Annotated in this window: 4 protein-coding genes; all 4 read left to right on the top strand. The window is 34.1% G+C overall.

Annotation, left to right across the window (positions count from 1 at the left end; all coding sequences use genetic code 11):
* On the top strand, positions 1 to 442 hold a 442-nt coding region (locus tag QZR70_RS08850), incomplete at its 5' end, for a hypothetical protein (RefSeq protein ID WP_295794590.1).
* Positions 432 to 1,301, top strand: coding sequence for a YitT family protein (locus tag QZR70_RS08845; protein ID WP_119207012.1), 870 nt, complete (start codon positions 432 to 434; stop codon positions 1,299 to 1,301). The genes QZR70_RS08850 and QZR70_RS08845, both read left to right, overlap by 11 nt.
* 9 nt (positions 1,302 to 1,310) lie before the next feature.
* The gene (gene lepB, locus QZR70_RS08840) at positions 1,311 to 1,883 is read left to right on the top strand and encodes a signal peptidase I (protein ID WP_005387312.1); all 573 of its coding nucleotides are present in this window, start codon (positions 1,311 to 1,313) and stop codon (positions 1,881 to 1,883) included.
* Positions 1,884 to 2,495: 612 nt separating this feature from the next.
* Positions 2,496 to 2,716 (top strand): S-layer homology domain-containing protein (locus QZR70_RS08835; RefSeq protein ID WP_295794587.1); only part of this gene is annotated, 221 nt, incomplete at its 3' end.

Below are 2,716 nucleotides of genomic sequence, written 5' to 3'. Positions count from 1 at the left end.
TCTCAATTGGTTTGTGGCTTCGCCATGCGCTTTGCTCACCAGTATTCCGTTCGTAACTGAATATTATGGTATTGTTCATATCGTATGTGGAAATGGTACAAATCATAAATATTTATATCCATCTCTCCAACAAATTGGACGAAATCACAGAATCACTACTAGCTTAATTGATGAATCGCATAGCACAGAGGAGGCTCGTAAATTATATTGGAAATATAATCCTCCTACAGGATGGCGTAAGATTATCCCTACATCTATGCAATTTCCACCAGAGCCAGTAGATGATTTAACAGCCTTTGTTATTGGCTTACGGTATACAAAACAGTTACGTCAAGCTGCTAATGATATGCAAGGGGACATCATAGACGCTAGTGAGTTAGAAGAAAAGAGATTACATGCTATGGAGCAGTTGTACGGTAAAGGAGAAGTGCATGACAAATGAAACTTCAACGCATAACTGGTCAAACTTTATTATGCGTTGTTTAATGATGATTTTAGGGGCCTTAATTTACACCATAGGCTTAGATTTATTTTTAGTACCGAATAGCATCATCGATGGTGGTGTAGTTGGTATTTCCTTGATGGCTGCAGAGCTTTCAGGAATTTCTTTCAGTATTTTCGTTGTACTCTTGAACTTGCCTTTTTTGTATCTTGGCTATAGAGCTAACGGTAAAAACTTTACATTTTCTACACTGTTCTCCATCGTATGGATGGCTATTTTTTCAACCTTTGCTCATGATTTCACACCGATTACATCGGATCCATTTTTAGGATCTATCTTTGGTGGTATCATCTTAGGCATTGGGGTTGGCCTCATTATACGTAACGGTGGTTCTTTGGACGGCTCTGAAATCGTAGCCATTATATTTGATAAACGTTCAACCTTCTCTGTAGGTGAAATCGTAATGGCCATGAATCTTATTATTCTCGGCGCAGCGGGTTTTGTATATAGTTGGAATAGTGCTATGTACTCCTTGATTGCATACTTCATTGCCTATAAGATGATTGATATTACAATTACAGGCCTTGATGAATCTAAAGGGGTCATGATTATTACCGATGCAGAGAATTCTAAAAAGATTGCAGATGCATTAAATGCGAACCTAAATCGTGGTGTTACCATCATGTATGGTGAAGGGGGCTATTTAAAGCAACCTAAACATGTTTTGTATTCTGTGGTGACAAGACTTGAGATTATGAGGTTAAAAAATACTGTTTATGAAGTAGATTCATCGGCATTTATTACGATTCAGGATGTACATGATGTATTTGGTGGTAGATTTACAAAAAACGGTCATTAAGGGGTTAATATGAGTAATAAAATAGTAAAAGAAATATTAGATTGGATTTATGCCATTGTATTAGCATTGGTTATTGCTATGGTAATCCATATCTTCTTGATTCAACCAACACGGGTATCTGGTGAATCAATGGAGGATACACTACATAATGGTCAATATTTAATTGTAACGAAGTGGCATCATATTATGAATGAAATGCCAAATTATGGACAAATTGTAATCATTGATAGTCGCGTTAATCGTGCACGTACTTGGGTAGATGATGTAGAAGAACCATTGATGAACTATGCATCTGTCTTTAATAAAGCTGCTCAAACAAATGATGTATGGGTTAAGCGTGTTATTGGTCGTCCAGGTGATGTATTAGAGTTTAAAGATGGTCATGTATGGCGTAATGGTGAACAATTACAAGAACCATATACTAAAGATACAATAATGAATTATACACGTTCTACACCGGTTACTGTTCCAGAAGGACATGTATTTGTGATGGGGGATAACCGAAATCATTCTAGTGATAGTCGTTTCATTGGTCCTGTTCCAGTTGATCACGTCCTAGGTTTTGTATCCTATGCAATTTAATGCTTCTAAAAGCCTCTCTATAGTAGTAATTACTATAGAGAGGTTTTTTGTATTTAAATAATGGGGTATTTAAAGCTTAATATTATTAATGACATATTTTAAGAGCTAATATATGATGCATGGCTTTGATAAGGTTATTACTAATAGAAATTAGAGAGACAAAATAAAGATATTAATAATAGAAAAGAGGAATATAATAATATTTTAGGTCCGTATATTAGGATTACATATTAAATAATACAATATTTATTATTTTTAATAATTAAAAGTTGTAAGTTTATCATCTAAAATACATGAATTTTAGATAAATAAAATGAAATTGTATAAAATTTAATTTCAAGAAATATAGATGAAATCTATGTTTATAAGCTCATTTTTATTCATGAAAGAAATTTCATAAAATTTAGTTGTACAAAATGCTTTACAAAAAATTTGGACGGTGATATATTCTAATCACAGCAAGGCACCACTAATAAAGAGGTGAGACTGTGATAGAAAATATAGTCGAGGAAACGTGGACACTCCTAATATATCTTTCATAGTTATACCACTTATACAGTGAATGTCTTCTGATAATATAAATTCTTATTTATAAGAAAGAAGGAATTCATTATGAAAAAACAATTTGCAACAATTTTTGCAGCAACAGCAGTATTAGGTGTAACAACAGCATTCGCTGCTAACCCATTCTCCGATGTAACTCCAGATAGCTGGGCATACCAAGCTGTATCCCAATTAGCACAATCTGGTATCGTTAATGGTTACCCAGACGGCACTTTCAAAGGCCAAAACAATATCACTCGTTATGAAATGGCTCAAATGGTAGCTAAAGC

The sequence above is a fragment of the uncultured Veillonella sp. genome, assembly GCF_900545205.1.
In the GTDB taxonomy this organism is placed as follows: Bacteria; Bacillota; Negativicutes; order Veillonellales; family Veillonellaceae; genus Veillonella.
Note: the sequence above shows the minus strand (reverse complement) of the source record. Positions and strands in the feature narration are given on the sequence as shown.